The sequence below is a fragment of the Brevibacillus sp. JNUCC-41 genome, assembly GCF_014844095.1.
Classification (GTDB): domain Bacteria; phylum Bacillota; class Bacilli; order Bacillales; family DSM-1321; genus Peribacillus; species Peribacillus aracenensis.
This window is the reverse complement of sequence record NZ_CP062163.1, coordinates 284,212-300,939: the sequence shown is the minus strand read 5'-3', so window position 1 is coordinate 300,939 and position 16,728 is coordinate 284,212. Positions and strand designations below refer to the sequence as shown.

The 16,728-nt window shown below is 43.9% G+C and carries 14 protein-coding genes; 11 read left to right on the top strand and 3 right to left on the bottom strand.

Translation table 11 applies throughout. The features are described from left to right. Window positions 1-8: 8 nt before the first annotated feature. Window positions 9-311 carry a YtpI family protein gene (locus tag JNUCC41_RS01450; protein ID WP_192206051.1) on the bottom strand — a complete coding sequence of 101 codons (303 nt, stop codon included), beginning with the start codon at window positions 309-311 and terminating at the stop codon, window positions 9-11. 168 nt (window positions 312-479) lie between these two features. Here JNUCC41_RS01450 and JNUCC41_RS01445 point away from each other — a divergent pair, with 168 nt between their 5' ends. Continuing rightward, window positions 480-1,418, top strand: a complete 939-nt coding sequence (locus JNUCC41_RS01445) for a DHH family phosphoesterase (RefSeq protein ID WP_192206050.1) — start codon at window positions 480-482, stop codon at window positions 1,416-1,418. A 55-nt stretch (window positions 1,419-1,473) separates the two neighbouring features. Here the strand turns inward: JNUCC41_RS01445 and ytrI are convergent, their stop codons facing one another. Both ytrI and JNUCC41_RS01435 read right to left on the bottom strand, forming a co-directional pair. After that, entirely contained in the window at window positions 1,474-1,977 is a 504-nt protein-coding gene (gene ytrI, locus JNUCC41_RS01440; protein WP_192206049.1) for a sporulation membrane protein YtrI, read from the bottom strand. Beyond that, window positions 1,974-2,309: a sporulation membrane protein YtrH gene (locus JNUCC41_RS01435; RefSeq protein WP_098369973.1), complete on the bottom strand. Its 336-nt coding sequence runs from the start codon at window positions 2,307-2,309 to the stop codon at window positions 1,974-1,976. Before JNUCC41_RS01435 ends, ytrI begins: the two co-directional genes overlap by 4 nt. Before the next feature lie 183 nt (window positions 2,310-2,492). On the opposite strand from JNUCC41_RS01435, the gene dnaE reads away from it, so the two are divergent. The 10 genes from dnaE (at window position 2,493) to aceA (ending at window position 16,659) form a co-directional block, all read left to right on the top strand. After that, window positions 2,493-5,852, top strand: a complete 3,360-nt coding sequence (dnaE, locus tag JNUCC41_RS01430) for a DNA polymerase III subunit alpha (RefSeq protein ID WP_342614272.1) — start codon at window positions 2,493-2,495, stop codon at window positions 5,850-5,852. A 112-nt stretch (window positions 5,853-5,964) separates the two neighbouring features. Continuing rightward, on the top strand, window positions 5,965-7,206 hold the full coding sequence (locus JNUCC41_RS01425; RefSeq protein ID WP_192206047.1) for an NADP-dependent malic enzyme: 1,242 nt from the start codon (window positions 5,965-5,967) through the stop codon (window positions 7,204-7,206). A gap of 5 nt (window positions 7,207-7,211) precedes the next feature. Next, window positions 7,212-7,841, top strand: a complete 630-nt coding sequence (locus JNUCC41_RS01420; protein ID WP_192206046.1) for a FadR/GntR family transcriptional regulator — start codon at window positions 7,212-7,214, stop codon at window positions 7,839-7,841. Window positions 7,842-7,931: 90 nt separating this feature from the next. Continuing rightward, on the top strand, window positions 7,932-8,795 hold the full coding sequence (accD, locus tag JNUCC41_RS01415; RefSeq protein WP_192206045.1) for an acetyl-CoA carboxylase, carboxyltransferase subunit beta: 864 nt from the start codon (window positions 7,932-7,934) through the stop codon (window positions 8,793-8,795). Continuing rightward, window positions 8,792-9,790, top strand: coding sequence for an acetyl-CoA carboxylase carboxyl transferase subunit alpha (gene accA, locus JNUCC41_RS01410; RefSeq protein WP_098369978.1), 999 nt, complete (start codon window positions 8,792-8,794; stop codon window positions 9,788-9,790). The genes accD and accA overlap by 4 nt, the downstream gene beginning before the upstream one ends. A 279-nt stretch (window positions 9,791-10,069) precedes the next feature. Beyond that, a complete protein-coding gene (pfkA, locus tag JNUCC41_RS01405) occupies window positions 10,070-11,029 on the top strand; it encodes a 6-phosphofructokinase (RefSeq protein ID WP_192206044.1) in 960 nt (319 codons plus the stop codon). Window positions 11,030-11,130: 101 nt separating this feature from the next. Next, window positions 11,131-12,891 carry a pyruvate kinase gene (gene pyk, locus JNUCC41_RS01400; RefSeq protein WP_192206043.1) on the top strand — a complete coding sequence of 587 codons (1,761 nt, stop codon included), beginning with the start codon at window positions 11,131-11,133 and terminating at the stop codon, window positions 12,889-12,891. Window positions 12,892-12,971: 80 nt separating this feature from the next. Beyond that, complete coding sequence (locus JNUCC41_RS01395; protein WP_192206042.1) at window positions 12,972-13,364, top strand: FxsA family protein; 393 nt, start codon at window positions 12,972-12,974, stop codon at window positions 13,362-13,364. A 380-nt stretch (window positions 13,365-13,744) separates the two neighbouring features. After that, window positions 13,745-15,337, top strand: coding sequence for a malate synthase A (gene aceB, locus JNUCC41_RS01390; RefSeq protein WP_192206041.1), 1,593 nt, complete (start codon window positions 13,745-13,747; stop codon window positions 15,335-15,337). Window positions 15,338-15,375: 38 nt separating this feature from the next. Next, window positions 15,376-16,659 (top strand): isocitrate lyase, encoded by a 1,284-nt coding sequence (gene aceA / locus JNUCC41_RS01385; RefSeq protein WP_192206040.1) that lies wholly within the window; start codon window positions 15,376-15,378, stop codon window positions 16,657-16,659. Window positions 16,660-16,728 lie beyond the last annotated feature (69 nt).

Below are 16,728 nucleotides of genomic sequence, written 5' to 3'. Positions count from 1 at the left end.
AAATTCGATTATCCTTTTTGATTTGCAGCTTCTTCGATTGCATGCGGCAAATAAAATTTATACATTTTATAGCCGCCCCAAACACTGAATAGGCCAACGAAGATGAAAATGGCAGCAATGATATAAGTGATGGTCGTGTGGAACAGAAAAAGCTGATTGATTCCGAATAGTGCGACAAACGCACCAAGGGCGATGGAAGACTTCCCTGAAATCCACTTTTTCTCCATCGGCATCCTGGTTCGGACCGATTTGATTTTATAAAACAGATAGACCCCTAGTGAAAGAACGATCAAGGTGACAAGAATAGGCATCGTTTGAAATTCCCCCAATTTAACATATGTACCTTTTTATTGTAGCGGGAAATGAAAGAGAATGCCACCGTAAACAAGATGAGTCTTTCTATTTCTCCAATTTTTTGATTAAATGAAATATATCATCTTTATAAGGCTCGATAATACATATGTAAAGGGGAGATCTATATGAAAGCTGAAATATTAGCAGATATAAAGCGTTATGACACTATCATTCTCCATCGTCATGTCCGTCCAGATCCGGACGCTTATGGTTCACAGGGGGGATTGGCGGAAATCCTGAAAGCAACTTTCCCCGAAAAGCGAATTTTTACGGTCGGGAAAGAAGAACCGTCAATGAATTATTTAAGAAGGCTCGATGTGATTCCGGATGAAACATATCAAGGTGCTCTGGTCATCGTTTGTGATACCGCAAATACGGACCGGATTTGTGATGCAAGGTACACGACGGGTGATAAACTGATTAAGATCGATCATCATCCTAATGAAGATCCATATGGGGATATGCGCTGGGTCGATACATCGGCAAGTTCAACAAGTGAAATGATTTATGAATTTTACCAGTTCGGTAAAGAACAGGGCTTGAAGATGAGTGATGAAGCGGCACGCCTTCTATATGCAGGCATTGTTGGCGATACCGGCCGCTTCCTATTCCAGAATACGACTGAAAAGACATTTGCCTATGCAAGTGAATTGATTAACTATTCGTTCTCACGCCCGCAGTTATATCAGGAGATGTATGACGTGGAGGAAAGCATAGTCCGTTTGAATGGCTATGTGCTGCAGCATTTTGAAATCCTTCCATATGGCACAGGGAAAATGATCATCACAAAAGATATACTTGAACGATTCCAGGCTTCTACATCTGAGGCATCTCAGCTCGTTTCCTCGCTCGGTTCGATTAAAAATGTTAAGTCATGGGTCTTTTTCATTGAAGAGGATAAAGAAATCAGAGTCCGTTTCCGTTCTAAAGGACCGATCATCAATACGATTGCCCGTAAATATAACGGAGGAGGCCACCCGCTTGCAGCCGGGGCTTCGATTCATTCTTGGGATGATGTGGATAATATCCTTGCCGACATGGAAGAGTTGAATAAATCGGAATGAAAAAAACTTAAAGACCAAATCGGATATGATTTGGTCTTTAAATATAGTGGCCTGATTAAGAAGTAGTCCTTTTTAGTTTGATTTCAATATTCATTTTCGTATAGAACATAATCTCAACGACTTCAAGTCGATAGCGCTTTTTATTGATGGTCACGATCTTATTTTCTATCGACTTCTTCAAAAGCACCTTTCCCTCATAGACACTGGCGACATCTTTGGCAAGAAGAGAGGAAAGGTCGTCCTCGATCACATCCTCGGCTTCTGCAATACTCAGCCGATCGAGACTGTATTTTTCATTCGTAATGGTTACTTCCACTTCCTGAATCGTCAATATCTCCTCGTTTTTCTGGTTCAATTTTTTATAATCCTGCTCCCAGATTGCGATTTTCCCGTTTAAATCCGTGATCAATTCACTTTGTTCGTGAAGGGTCCGGATCTGCTTCTCCTGCTGGACACCATGCATATAAAAGAAAATCACCCAACTGATCAATCCGCCAAGTGCAGCTCCGGCAAAGAAGCGCTGCCAGGTGGGAGACCGGTGATAGGGGGGAATCCTCATGATGAAATATGCTCCTGCGTGAACCAGTTTATGATCAGTGCTCCTGTCTGAGCTCCGCCAAGTGCAGATAGAATCAATAGGACCTGCTTGACTATATCCTTCGTTTCCCCGTGGAAAATACCGCGTTCGAAATTATAGACCATATCAAAAGTACCACCGATTGCAGCGACAATCGCCCAAATACGGAGGCTGTCCGACAGCCGGAATACAGTCGTCATCGGGGCTTGTCCAGTAAAAAAAGCGGCGAGGCCCCCGATTATCGATCCGCCAAGCAATACGCCAAGCGATATGAAAAAGCTGTTGATGAAGGCTGGAACAAAGGCTTCATTCATATATCATCATCCTTTTTTTCTTGATATTCTTCTATTCCATTTATATGGGAAGTTCAGAGGTAATATGATAGTCGTCGGAAATCAGGAAGTTAAATTGCCTTGGTAATGAGAACATATTTTCTTTTTTTTGAAATAAACACTATAATGAAAAGAAACATGCCTTACAAAGGTGGGAGAAAAAACGTGTATACTCATCTCCATATTCAGAGCGGATACAGCCTGCTGACAAGTACGGTGAAGATCACTGAACTTGTGGCCAAAGCGAAAGCGGATGGCTGTACAAGTCTTGCCTTAACCGATCGAAATGTTATGTACGGTTCGGTCTATTTTTATAAAGAATGCAAGAGACAGGGCATAAAGCCGATCATCGGCATACTTGCGGATGTCCTTGATGAACGGGATTCGCCACATGGACTTCTTTTATTGGCAAAAAGTCTACAAGGATATCAAAACCTGCTTAAAATAAGCAGTGCCATAAAAACGAAATCCCCGTCAGGCATTCCAATGAATTGGCTTAAAGCCTATTCCCGGGGCCTGATAGCAATCACTCCGGGTGCGGAGGGGCAAATAGAAACGCTATTGAGAGAAGAAAATCCACAGGAGGCCAAACAGGCAGCGGAACGATTTCTGCGAATTTTTGGTCATGATAACTTTTATGTATCCATACAGAGACTTTCAATCGCGAATGAGGAAAAAGGCAACGAAGCCATAAGTCAGTTGGCGAGAGATTTAGAGATAAAGATTGTCGCGACGAATCCAGTCTATTATTTGAACGAAAGCGATGCACTCGCTCAAGAAGTCCTATTGGCAATTGGAAATGGCGACAAGCTGGCGGATGAGACGCATACGGTTCTTGAATCCGATCAATTTTATTTGAAAAGCCGGGCCCAGATGGCAGAACTATTCCATGACAGACCGGATGCACTCGAAAATACACTGCATATTGCCGCGCAATGCAATCTGGAAATTCCATTTCACCGTTCACTGCTTCCTAAGTACCCTACTGAAGATGGTGTCACAGCCGAGGAAATGCTCGAAGCCATCTGTTTCCAAGGGCTGAAGAAAAGATTGCCGGAGCCATCCATTCAATATGAAGAGCGTCTGCGATATGAATTGGATATCATCACCAAGATGAAATTCAGCGATTACTTTTTGATCGTCTGGGATTTCATGAAATTCGCCAAGGACCATCAAATCCTGACTGGTCCTGGAAGGGGGTCGGCCGCCGGATCGATGGTCGCTTATGTGCTGTCGATAACGGATGTCGATCCAATCGAACATTCCTTGCTGTTCGAGCGTTTCCTGAATCCGGAACGTGTCTCGATGCCGGATATCGACATTGACTTTCCGGATAACCGCCGTGAAGAAGTGATAGCCTATGTCGCGAAGAAGTACGGGGAACTTCATGTAGCACAAATCATTACATTCGGGACATTGGCTGCCAAGGCTGCATTAAGGGATACAGGCCGTGTTTTCGGCTTGAATTCAAAGGAACAGGAAGCGGTATCGAAAATGATTCCAGGACGCCTGGGCATTACGCTTCCCGAGGCTTACAAGGAATCGAAAAGGCTCAGGGAATTCGTTAATGAGAGTGACCTGAATCAAAAACTTTTTCAAACCGCTTTATTACTTGAAGGGCTGCCTCGCCATGCTTCGACACATGCCGCCGGCGTCGTCATCAGCGATCAGGCACTGACCGAGCATATTCCGATCCAGGGGGGGCATGAAGGCATCCATCTGACTCAATACCCAATGGACCTTCTCGAAGAACTGGGACTTCTTAAAATGGATTTTCTTGGACTCCGCAATTTAACGCTCATCGATAACATTTTAAATAACATTAAAAAGGGATCGGGGAAAAAGCTCGACTTGTCCCATATCCCAATGGATGACCCCGAGACGCTAGCCCTTTTAGGGAGAGGCGAAACAACCGGAGTGTTTCAATTTGAATCGGATGGCATCCGAAAGGTTTTGATCAAGCTGAAACCGAATCGATTCGAGGATATCGTCGCGGTCAATGCCCTATATCGTCCAGGTCCGATGGAAAATATACCGCTGTTCATCGAGCGAAAACATGGACTGGCTCCGATTGATTACCTGCACGAGGATTTGAAGGATATCCTCGAGCCTACATACGGGGTCATCGTTTATCAAGAACAAATCATGCAAATCGCCTCCCGCTTAGCAGGGTTTTCATTAGGGGAGGCTGACCTGCTCCGTCGTGCCGTTTCGAAGAAGAAGAAGGATGTTCTGGATCAAGAGCGGCAGCATTTCGTGAACGGCTCATTGAAACAAGGATACTCGGAAAAAACGGCAGATGAAATTTATTCCTTGATTGTCCGCTTCGCTAACTATGGATTCAACCGAAGCCATGCGGTGGCGTATAGTTTCATCGCTTATCAGTTGGGTTACTTGAAAACCCACTATCCGGAATATTTCATGGCAGCACTCCTGACATCGGTCGTCGGGAATGATGAAAAGATTTCGCAATATATCCGTGAAGCCAAAAAGAAAGGGATAATGGTTCTGACTCCCTCGATTAACCGGAGCGGTTACCCGTTTTTACCGGAAAAGGAAGGGATCCGTTATAGCCTTGGAGCGATAAAGGGGATTGGCGGTACGGTCCTAAAAGAAATCTTTGCTGCAAGGAGGCAAAAGAAGTTCGCTGATTTATTCGATTTCTGTTTGCGCGTTTCGGGAAAAATCGTAAATAGAAAAGTGTTGGAGGCGCTTGTGCATTCAGGTGCATTTGATGAATTCGGTGAAGACCGGGCAACATTGTTGGCGAGCTTGGACGTAGCGATCAATCATACGGAATTGGTTAATCCTGATGATGACCTATTCGATATGTTTTCGGATGGCGAGTTTTCACTCAAACCGAAATACAACCGAGTCGAGCCTATTCCTATCGAGCACAAACTCTCATTGGAAAAAAGCGCATTGGGGCTTTATCTATCGAATCATCCGGTGACAAGCTACAGAGAACTTTTTCAGCACTTCGGCTGTTTGACCATAGATGAAGCCACCAATAAAAAGGAATCAAAAGTCTTGCTTGGCGCATACATCACGTCGGTTAAAACCATAAGGACAAAAAAGGGCGATGTGATGGCTTTCTTGAGCGTTAGTGATGAAGAAGGGGATATTGAAGCGGTCGTTTTTCCAAATGTTTATAAAAATCACTCTGCCGACTTGAATCACGGACAACTCGTCATGCTGCAAGGAACATTGGAAGAGCGGGATGGAAAAACACAGCTCCTGATCAGGAACGTATACCCGCTTGAAAAAGTGAAGCAGATGAAAGAGGAAAAAAACGGAACGATATTCCTGAAAATAGAGGCTGGCAAGCAAACGAATGATACCCTGCAAAAAATAAAAAAAATTTTAATGCAGCATAGCGGTGAAACGAAGGTCATGCTTTTTTACGAGAGGGAAAACCGCTATGTACAGCTATCTTATTGGGATTGGGTCAATCCTACAGATAGACTGATGCAGGCATTATTTGACTTGGTGGGAAAAGGAAATGTGGTTTACAAGAAAGAATAACTGTTTTACAACTTTAATAGTTATGTTATATTGAAAACAGGCCGCTGTGGTCTGACCACTAGATTTCAGCATATAAGATATGGGATACCCAATTTGGTTTAGGAGTGAAACTATGACATTGAGAGAAGAAGCATTACATATGCACCGCTTGAATCAAGGAAAATTAGAAACAGTTTCGAAAGTACCGGTAAGGAATGCAGTAGATTTAAGCCTGGCTTATTCTCCTGGTGTCGCAGAACCGTGTAAAGATATTTACGATAAACCGGATACCGTTTATGACTATACAATGAAGGGGAATACTGTTGCTGTTATTTCCGATGGAACGGCTGTATTGGGACTTGGAAACATCGGTCCGGAAGCTGCCATGCCGGTTATGGAAGGTAAAGCCGTTCTATTTAAAAGTTTCGCTGGAGTGGACGCTTTCCCAATCTGTTTAAAAACGACGGATGTGGACAAAATTGTAGAGACCGTTAAGTTACTCGAACCGACATTCGGTGGAGTGAACTTAGAGGACATAGCCGCACCGAATTGTTTTGAAATTGAAGAACGACTCAAGAAAGAAATGAATATTCCTGTTTTTCATGATGATCAGCACGGTACAGCCATTGTTACTGTTGCCGGTCTTGTGAACGCGTTACGACTAGTGAATAAATCAATGTCAGAAATTAAAGTGGTAGCGAATGGGGCAGGCGCTGCGGGCATTGCCATCATTAAATTGCTTTATAGCTATGGGGTTCGTGACATCATCATGTGTGATACGAAGGGTGCCATTTATGAGGGCCGTTCGACAGGGATGAATGATACGAAAGAACAAGTGGCGAAAGTGACCAATCGAAATAGGGTTTCAGGACCTTTGGAAACTGTCATTCAAAACGCTGATGTGTTTATAGGTGTTTCTGCTGCAGGTGCATTGACAAAAGAAATGGTTTCTTCGATGAACCGGGATGCGATCATTTTCGCGATGGCCAACCCAGATCCGGAAATCATGCCGGAAGAAGCAAAAGCGGCAGGTGCCAAGGTTGTTGGAACAGGCCGTTCGGATTTCCCGAATCAGGTCAATAACGTCCTTGCATTCCCAGGGATTTTTCGTGGTGCCCTAGATGCACGTGCGACTCATATCAATGAAAAAATGAAGGTTGCTGCAGTACAAGCCATTGCCGGTTTAATACAGGAACATGAGATAAACGAAGACTACGTCATACCTGCTCCATTTGATGAGAGGGTAGCACCTGCCGTCGCGGCTGCTGTAGCCAAGGCAGCAATGGAAACGGGAGTAGCTAGGATTAATGTAGATCCAGAGGAAATTAAAGAAAAAACAAAGAAATTAGCGATCATTGGAAAAAGTGAGGAATAATTAATTTGTCAGGTCGTACTTCTTCATCCAAAATTTATCTCGATGTCGTTGAGAGCCTACGTACCATGATTGAAGCGGACAGCCTCTTGCCGGGAGATAAAATCCCATCAGAACGGGAGTTATCAGATCGTTTTAATGTTGGCCGTTCCTCTGTCCGTGAAGCATTGCGTGCCTTAGAACTATTAGGGTTAATAGAAACAAGGCGCGGTGAAGGGACGTTTATCAGGGATTTCCAGGAGCATAAGCTAGTAGAGCTTCTGGGAACCTTTTTTTTGCAAGATAAAAAAGTACAAGAAGATTTGTCTGAGACGAAAAGGCTGATTGAAATTGACTGTTTGCGGATCGTCGCCTTTTTCGCTACGGCTGATGATATCAAAAGATTAATGGTCTGGGTCAAAGCGGATGAGTTTCATGATGATGATTTCTTTTTAAGAATTGCCATTTTGAATCGCAATCGATTGCTGGAAAGAATTTGGCGCATTGTCAACAGCTATGCCAGAACATCAGAGATGGTACAGGGTAATGTGAAAAAAGAAGATTATCTGGCACTTCTTACATATTTGCTCGAACGTGATGAAGAAAAAGCCATCGAAACGTATCTTATTAGAATTAGAAATATGTCGAAGGACGAGTGACACCTTTTTACACGATACTAATTTTATTTCTGATATAGTTTGTACCAAGTATCATAAAATAGATAATTGGTGGTAAAGGGAGGATTAAGCTTGCTTAAAGAGCTATTTGCGAAGTCTAAGAAGAAATATGCAACGGTTCCTTTAGATCGTGAGAAACAAGATGTACCGGAAGGAATCATGACAAAGTGCACCGGCTGTAAAAAAATCATGTATACAAAAGAATTGGTGAAAAACAAGAAAGTCTGTCTGCATTGCGGGTACCATCATCCGATGTCTTCCCATGAGCGCATCAAATTTTTATTCGACGCAGGCACTTTTAATGAATTTGATAAAGAAATGATTTCAGTTAACCCGCTTGAATTTCCGGATTACTTAGAGAAGTTGGAAAAAGATAGAAAGAAAGCCAAGATTAATGAGGCGGTTGTCACAGGAGTGGGAAGCATCAATGGGTACCAAGTTTCCACGGCCATCATGGATTCAAATTTCCGGATGGGAAGCATGGGATCCGTTGTTGGGGAAAAAATCACCCGTGCCATTGAACGTGCAGGTGAATTGAAGATTCCGTTCATCATATTTACGGCATCAGGCGGAGCTCGGATGCAGGAGGGTGTTTTAAGCTTGATGCAGATGGCGAAGACAAGTGCGGCACTGAAGATATTCAGCAATGAAGGCGGACTGATCATATCAATGATGACCCATCCTACCACGGGCGGGGTTTCGGCAAGTTTCGCGTCACTTGGCGATATTAATCTAGCTGAGCCAGGAGCCCTTATTGGATTTGCGGGACGAAGAATCATTGAACAGACGATCCATGAAGAGCTTCCTGAAGATTTCCAAACGGCTGAATTCTTGATGAAGCACGGCCAATTGGATGCGGTCGTCAAACGTACCGAAATGAAGGAAACCTTGACGACGATCCTTAAAATCCATGCCCCGGGCGGTGAATGGTTATGATTTACGAATTAGAATTCGAGCGTCCCATTACGGACCTCAGAAATAAAATTAAAGAACTAAAGGCCATTTCGAAGGACGCTGATGTAGACCTGACAGCCGAAATCGAAACATTGGAAAAGCGTCTAGAGAAGCTGGAAGTGGATATTTATAACCATCTTAAACCGTGGGATCGCGTCCAGATCGCCCGCCATCCAGCCCGTCCGACGACGCTTGATTACATTCCGCTATTATTCAATGACTTCATCGAGTTTCATGGTGATCGTTATTATGGGGATGATGAAGCGATTGTAGCAGGAATTGCAGAATTTGATGGACTTGCCGTGACTGTCATCGGTCATCAGCGGGGTAAGGATACGAAGGAAAACATCCGTCGTAACTTTGGCATGCCCCACCCTGAAGGCTATCGAAAAGCTTTACGTCTGATGAAACAGGCGGAAAAATTCAACCGCCCGATTATTTGTTTCATTGATACGAAGGGAGCTTTCCCTGGTAAAGCTGCTGAAGAGCGCGGGCAAAGTGAAGCCATTGCGAAAAACCTTTTTGAAATGGCGGGGCTGAAGGTGCCTGTCATCAGTATTGTCATCGGTGAAGGCGGTAGCGGCGGTGCATTGGCACTTGGCGTCGGGGACCGAATTTTCATGCTTGAGAACTCAACATATTCGGTGATTTCCCCTGAAGGGGCTGCAGCCTTGCTGTGGAAGGATGCCTCTCAGGCTAAGAGGGCTGCGGAATCGATGAAAATCACGGCTCCCGATTTAAACCGCTTAGGAGTCATCGATGAGATCATTCCTGAAGTGAGGGGCGGCGCCCACCGGGATTCAAATTTACAGGCAGAAGCCATCAAGGATATCCTGAAACGTTCATTCAATGAACTTCTGCCATTGAATAGTGATGATCTTATCAACCAGCGTTATATGAAATTCAAGAAAATCGGTGAATATGAATTTGCAAAACAGCCTGAGGGAGAGCCTAAGGAAGTTGAACAGCATTCATAAACACATTTACAAAAGGGAAAACGTGCTGCCTGGGGCAACACGTTTTTTCATCCTTTCATGGGCACATATGCATTCATTACAGAAACATGTAAAGAATATGGTTTGTGTGTAGAATGTAAACTTTTGCGCCATTTTACTTCAATTTCTGATGAGAATCGGTTAGTCTTATTACATCAAGTAAGCATAAGTGAAGCAGTTTCCTGCTTATTGAAGCTTGAAAAAGGGTACAATGATATAACGAGGCTAAAAATTGATTAGTGCTGTAGAGAGGTGACATTTATGAAAAGAATAGGTGTATTGACAAGTGGAGGAGATTCTCCTGGCATGAATGCGGCAGTCCGAGCGGTTGTCCGGAAAGCAATTTTTCATGAAATTGAGGTCTTCGGAATTTATCATGGCTATCAGGGACTGATAAATGGAAATATAAAGAAGCTTGAACTTGGGTCTGTCGGGGATATCATTCATCGAGGCGGCACGATGTTACATACGGCTCGCTGTCCGGAATTTAAGACGGAGGAAGGCCAGCTGAAAGCGATTGAACAATTGAATAATCTTGGTATCGAGGGCATTGTCATCATTGGTGGCGATGGTTCATACCGCGGAGCGAAAGCTTTAACGGAAAGGGGCTTCCCTTGTATTGGAGTTCCTGGAACGATTGATAATGACATACCGGGTACGGACTTCACGATTGGTTTCGATACGGCCCTTAATACAGTCATCGATGCCATCGATAAAATTCGGGATACGGCCACTTCTCATGAAAGGACTTATGTCGTTGAAGTGATGGGAAGAGATGCCGGCGATATTGCGCTTTGGGCTGGATTGGCTGGCGGGGCTGAAACGATTCTTTGTCCTGAATATGAATATGATATGGAAGATCTGATTGGGAAGCTGAACCGCGGACATGACCGTGGGAAAAAGCATAGTATCATCATTGTAGCTGAAGGTGTTGGAAGTGCCGTTGATATCTCCAGGAAAATTGAGGAAAAGGCAGGGTTTGAAACCCGTGTAACGGTCCTGGGCCATGTTCAGCGCGGAGGTTCTCCTTCGGCAAATGACCGTGTATTGGCAAGCCGGCTTGGAGCAAAAGCCGTTGAACTGCTTCTTGAAGGAAAAGGAGGCAGAGCTGTCGGGATAGAACAAAATCAACTCGTTGATTATGATATCATCGAAGCTCTTGCTAAACCGCATACCATTGATAAGAAAATGTATGAATTATCTGCTGAGCTATCCATTTAATCATTATTGATCGATAGATTGTTTAAAGAAGATATAAAACACTGCTCCCCTGTCTTCAAAAGGTGGACAGGCGGCAGTTTTCCTTAAAGGAGGATGACCACATGCGTAAAACCAAGATTGTTTGTACGATTGGCCCCGCAAGTGAAAGTATAGAAAAGCTGGTTCAATTAATAGAGGCGGGGATGAATGTAGCACGGCTTAACTTTTCTCATGGAAATCATGAAGAACACGCCGCTAGAATACGCAATATCAGAGAAGCGAGCGAAAAAGCGGGTAAACAGGTTGCCATCCTGTTGGATACAAAAGGACCTGAAATACGGACAAATAATATGGAAAATGACTCCATGGAGCTTGTAGCCGGCAATGAAATCATTATTTCCATGAATGAAGTCCTGGGAACACCTGAAAAATTCTCCATTACCTATGAAGGGCTTCTGCATGATGTCCACCCAGGATCTAAAATCCTTTTGGATGATGGATTGATTGGGCTTGAAGTGTTGAAGATAGATAAAGTAAGAAAAGAAATCCATACCAAGATCTTGAATAGCGGTACACTTAAGAACAAAAAAGGCGTGAATGTTCCTGGAGTTTCGGTTAACCTGCCTGGCATAACGGAGAAAGATGAACAGGATATCCTTTTTGGGATCGAACAGGGCATTGACTTCATTGCTGCCTCATTTGTACGCAGGGCTTCCGATGTGCTTGAAGTAAGTGAATTATTGCAGCAAAATGGAGCGGAACATATTCAAATCATCCCTAAGATCGAAAATCAAGAGGGCGTGGACCGTCTTGATGAAATCTTGGAAGTTTCAGATGGCTTGATGGTAGCGCGGGGAGATTTGGGAGTGGAAATTCCCGCAGAAGAAGTGCCATTAGTCCAAAAACAAATGATCAAAAAATGTAATAATGCTGGGAAACCAGTCATAACTGCTACACAAATGCTCGATTCGATGCAGCGTAATCCAAGGCCGACCCGTGCAGAAGCAAGTGACGTCGCCAATGCCATATTTGATGGAACGGATGCAATCATGCTTTCTGGCGAAACAGCTGCTGGGACCTATCCTGTCGAAGCGGTGCAAACGATGCATAACATTGCCTCACGTGCTGAAACTGCCCTTGATTATCGGGATATATTATCAATCAGAAGCAAAGTGAACCGTCATAATGTTACTGATGCTATTGGTCAATCCGTTGCCCACACCGCGCTTAATCTTAATGCCGGGGCAATCATCACCCCTACAGAAAGCGGTCATACGGCAAGGATGATTTCCAAATACCGCCCTAAAGCACCGATCATTGCGGTTACATCCAATGATCATGTTTCAAGACGGCTTGCATTGGCTTGGGGAGTCTATCCGCAGATTGGTCCAAAAGCGACGACTACCGATGAAATGCTTCAAACCGCAATAGATGAAAGCTTGCATTCCGGATTAGTTTCCCATGGGGATTTAGTCGTCATTACAGCCGGTGTGCCTGTAGGTGAAACAGGTACGACTAACTTGATGAAAATTCATGTGTTAGGGGAGGTTCTTTTAAAGGCTCAAGGAATCGGCAGGAAATCAGCGAAAGGTGAAGTGGTTGTAGCTAAGAATGCCAAGGAAGCTTTGGAAAAAGTGACGGAAGGCTCTGTATTGGTTACGATCGGTTCGGACCGTGAAATGATGCCGGCGATTGAAAAGTGTGCGGCATTGATTACGGAAGAAGGCGGTTTGACAAGCCATGCAGCTGTTGTAGGAGTTACATTGGGCATACCGGTCATCGTTGGGGCGGAGGACGCGACCAAGGTTTTCAAGGATGGTCAAAGAATAACAGTCGATGCAGGTCGCGGAGTCATTTACGATGGGCATGCCAACGTTTTGTAAACGAAATTTTGGCTGATTCCGTGCAAATGAGGTAAGATGGATGTACCGCACCAGAAATGGGCTGTGCAGGAGGAATGTAGATGAAATATTTTTTAATGTTTATCATTGCGATGCCGGTCGTTGAAATTATTGTCCTTTTGCTGTCAGGCAATCTGATTGGTTTTTGGCCAACGCTGTTCCTGATTGTAGCCACAGGTTTGATCGGGGCCTATTTGGCTAAACGGCAAGGGATGGAAACATGGAAAAAGGCACAGGAACAGATCCGTTACGGAATGATGCCAGGCAATGAAATCATTGATGGAATCTGTATCTTTATCGGAGCTGCACTGTTGCTGTCCCCTGGGCTCATCTCGGATATCATGGGATTGATCCTTGTGCTTCCGCCAACCAGGAAACTCCTCAAACCGATTGTTATCCGGTTTATCATGAACAGGATGAATAAAGGGAAAGTTACCATCATTCAGCATAAATAATATAAGGCTGTCTAAAGGCTAAAGCTTTTAGGCAGCCTTTTTTGGTCTGGAAAAAAGGTCAAAAAAAGCATCCAAGTTTTTTATAGGATGCTTTTTTTGATTAACAATGAAATGAGAATTACATGGTTAGTCGGATTTTGCCTGTTTCATCATTAAATGATGAATTCCACGAGATTGAAAAAGTGTATAATAACAGGAATTTTAAAGATTAATCCTTTGGAAACATTGGTAAATCAGGCTTTTCCATGCTTAAAAATCTTTTTTTAGATTTTTTAGAAAAAACTGGTGACAAATTTATACAACGTGTTATATAATACAATCAAGAAATAAAACAACTGTATTATAACATAGGGGATTTGGAAAGGATGTGGAGAGGCAACATGATTACGGAAGCAAAAGGCTTACAAATTACAGGCTACATTAAGCCAGGATATGAACAAATACTTACAAAGGAAGCTCTTCAATTCATTGAAAGAATTGAACGGCATTTCAGTGGAAGAAGGAAAGAACTTCTAGAACGGCGGAAAAGCGTTCAGAAAGAACTGAATCAAGGTAAGCTTCCTGATTTCCTTGAAGAAACGAAGCATATTCGCGAAAGTGATTGGACGATTGCACCCCTCCCGAATGATTTACAGGACCGCAGGGTTGAAATCACAGGGCCTGTTGATCGCAAAATGATCATCAATGCCATGAACTCAGGTGCCAATGTATTCATGGCGGACTTTGAAGATGCCAATTCACCTACTTGGGAGAATTGCATCGATGGCCAATTGAATCTGCGGGATGCAATTCGCGGAACCATTTCATTTAAAAATCCAAATGGCAAAGTGTATGAATTAAATGAAAGAACAGCTGTCCTGAAGGTAAGGCCACGCGGCTGGCATTTGGAGGAAAAACATGTCCTATTGGATGGACAGCCTATATCAGCTAGCATTTTTGATTTCGGACTGTACTTTTACCACAACGCAAAAGCATTGGTCGAAAAACAAAGCGGTCCATACTTTTACTTACCAAAAATGGAAAGCCATCTAGAAGCAAGATTATGGAATGACATATTCGTATATGCACAGAACGATTTAAGAATTTCGCAAGGAACCATCAAGGCAACGGTCTTGATAGAAACGATTCTTGCTGCATTCGAAATGGACGAAATTCTGTACGAGCTGAAAGAACATTCGGCAGGCCTGAACTGTGGCCGCTGGGATTATATCTTTAGTTTCCTGAAGAAATTCCGTCACTCGGATGATGTCATCTTCCCAGACCGGCAGCAGGTCACGATGACCGTCCCGAACATGAGGGCGTATTCCTTACTGGCAATCAAAACATGCCACACTCGTAATGCTCCTGCAATCGGCGGGATGGCGGCGCAAATTCCTGTGAAAAATGATCCGGTAAAGAACGATGAGGCTTTTGCGAAAGTAAAGGCGGATAAAGAACGCGAAGCAAGAGACGGTCATGATGGAACATGGGTTGCCCATCCAGGTATGGTAAGCACGGCAAAAGAGGTTTTTGACCTGCTCGTCCCAAAACCGAATCAAATTTTCCGAAAACGGGAAGATGTCCATGTAACAGCTCAAGAGTTGCTGGCTGTACCGGAAGGAACGATCACAGAGGCAGGATTAAGGACGAATATTAACGTAGGCATCCAATATATCGCCTCCTGGTTAAGCGGCAGAGGTGCGGCACCCATCAATAACTTAATGGAAGATGCTGCCACCGCTGAAATTTCAAGGGCTCAAGTTTGGCAATGGATTCGTCATCCAAAAGGCATTCTCGAAGATGGCAGGAAAATAACCGAGGAATTATTCCATCAAATCAAAGAAGAAGAATTGGCGGTCATTAAATCGGAAGTAGGGGAAGAAACTTTCAAATCAGGAAAGTTTGAAGAGTCTACTAAACTATTTGAACAATTGATTGAAGCGGACGACTTTGCAGATTTCTTAACGAATGCGGCATACGAAAAATTATCTTAATATTCAAAATACAAAAGATGAATTAGGAGGAAATAATGATGATGAATGAGAGAGCGCAAAAATTACAACAAAGCTGGGAAAATGACTCACGGTGGACTGGTGTTAAGCGTCCTTATACGGCCGAAGAAGTTATTAAACTAAGAGGTTCCATCGATATTGAACAGACATTGGCACGCCGTGGTTCTGAAAAACTATGGAATCTATTGAATACGGAAGATTTCATCAATGCATTAGGGGCGTTGACTGGTAACCAAGCCATGCAGCAGGTGAAAGCTGGTTTAAAAGCAATTTACTTAAGCGGTTGGCAAGTGGCGGCAGATGCTAACATCGCAGGGCAAATGTACCCTGACCAAAGTTTATATCCAGCCAACTCCGTGCCGCAAGTAGTTAAACGCATTAATCAGACACTTCAGCGTGCAGACCAAATCAGCTTTGCTGAAGGAAAAGATGATATCGATTGGTTCGCTCCAATCGTGGCGGATGCTGAAGCAGGCTTTGGCGGTTCCCTTAACGTCTTCGAATTAATGAAAGGCATGATCGAAGCTGGAGCGGCAGGCGTTCATTTTGAAGACCAGCTTTCTTCCGAGAAAAAATGCGGTCACCTAGGCGGTAAAGTGCTTCTCCCAACACAAACGGCAGTACGTAATTTAGTTTCCGCCCGATTGGCAGCCGACGTAATGGGTACACCGACTATCTTGATTGCCCGTACCGATGCTGATGCTGCAGATTTGATCACCGATGATATCGATCCGGTCGATGCACCATTCATCACTGGCGAAAGGACTCCAGAAGGATTCTATCGCACGAATGCAGGTCTTGACCAAGCAATTGCAAGAGGCCTGGCTTATGCGCCGTATGCCGACCTTATCTGGTGTGAGACTTCTGAACCTAATCTAGCGGATGCTCGCCGCTTTGCCGAAGCAATCCATGCAGAGTTCCCGGGCAAACTGCTAGCATACAATTGTTCCCCATCATTTAACTGGAAAGCGAAATTAAGTGATGAAGAGATTGCAAATTATCAGGTGGAATTGGGTAAATTGGGTTATAAATTCCAATTCGTTACTCTTGCAGGCTTCCACTCATTGAATCATAGCATGTTCAACCTTGCTCTTGGCTATAAAGACCGCGGCATGGCTGCATACTCAGAACTTCAACAAGCGGAGTTCGCTAGTGAGCCAGACGGCTATACGGCAACACGTCATCAGCGTGAAGTGGGAACTGGTTACTTTGATGAAGTGGCACAAGTCGTTTCTGGTGGAACATCATCCACAACAGCGCTTGCAGGTTCTACTGAAACAGAACAATTCGAGACGTCAAAATAATTTTAGCTTAAAACCAAAAATCCGCCTTGTACCCGAGGCGGATTTTTAAATGGAAATGGTGAATGCTAA

Excerpts from the sequence above, each read along its gene's own strand:
- pfkA (WP_192206044.1), top strand. The coding sequence starts at position 10,070 with ATGAAAAGAATAGGTGTATTGACAAGTGGAGGAGATTCTCCTGGCATG.
- aceB (WP_192206041.1), top strand. The coding sequence starts at position 13,745 with ATGATTACGGAAGCAAAAGGCTTACAAATTACAGGCTACATTAAGCCA.
- JNUCC41_RS01435 (WP_098369973.1), bottom strand. The coding sequence starts at position 2,309 with ATGAATGAAGCCTTTGTTCCAGCCTTCATCAACAGCTTTTTCATATCG.
- JNUCC41_RS01450 (WP_192206051.1), bottom strand. The coding sequence starts at position 311 with ATGCCTATTCTTGTCACCTTGATCGTTCTTTCACTAGGGGTCTATCTG.
- aceA (WP_192206040.1), top strand. The coding sequence starts at position 15,376 with ATGATGAATGAGAGAGCGCAAAAATTACAACAAAGCTGGGAAAATGAC.
- pyk (WP_192206043.1), top strand. The coding sequence starts at position 11,131 with ATGCGTAAAACCAAGATTGTTTGTACGATTGGCCCCGCAAGTGAAAGT.
- accA (WP_098369978.1), top strand. The coding sequence starts at position 8,792 with ATGATTTACGAATTAGAATTCGAGCGTCCCATTACGGACCTCAGAAAT.
- JNUCC41_RS01445 (WP_192206050.1), top strand. The coding sequence starts at position 480 with ATGAAAGCTGAAATATTAGCAGATATAAAGCGTTATGACACTATCATT.
- JNUCC41_RS01395 (WP_192206042.1), top strand. The coding sequence starts at position 12,972 with ATGAAATATTTTTTAATGTTTATCATTGCGATGCCGGTCGTTGAAATT.
- ytrI (WP_192206049.1), bottom strand. The coding sequence starts at position 1,977 with ATGAGGATTCCCCCCTATCACCGGTCTCCCACCTGGCAGCGCTTCTTT.
- JNUCC41_RS01425 (WP_192206047.1), top strand. The coding sequence starts at position 5,965 with ATGACATTGAGAGAAGAAGCATTACATATGCACCGCTTGAATCAAGGA.